We start from the raw sequence: 353 nt of genomic DNA, 5'->3' as shown, positions 1-353 counted from the left end.
AAACAGCGATTTCATGCTTAGCAAGGTAATTTTTGTGATATTCTTCAGCCGAATTAATTTGCGCTTGTGTGTTACTTTGTGTTGCTATTGTTCCATAACCTGCTTTGGTGAGTATCTGCTGGTATTGCTGGGTTACAGCAATCGCGGTGTTTGCTTGCTCGTCACTTGTAGTTAAAATAATAGAGCGATATTGTGAGCCTACATCATTACGTTGGCGGTTTTTTTGAGTCGGATCGTGGCTTTCGTAATAATTTTGCAGCAGCTCTTTTGCCGAAATAATATTGCTATTTAATGTACCCTGCTCCACTTCCGCGTAGTTATCTTCCTCAAAGCGCCGCGATAGCTTAGTTATT

General features: G+C 40.8%; 1 protein-coding gene. It reads right to left on the bottom strand.

All coding sequences use genetic code 11. The features are described from left to right. Window positions 1-353 (bottom strand): peptide-methionine (S)-S-oxide reductase (locus CWB75_RS18915; protein ID WP_171039137.1); only part of this gene is annotated, 353 nt, incomplete at both ends.

The organism is Pseudoalteromonas sp. S1608, assembly GCF_005887265.1.
GTDB lineage: Bacteria > Pseudomonadota > Gammaproteobacteria > Enterobacterales > Alteromonadaceae > Pseudoalteromonas > Pseudoalteromonas undina.
This window is presented reverse-complemented; position numbering and strand designations above follow the sequence as displayed.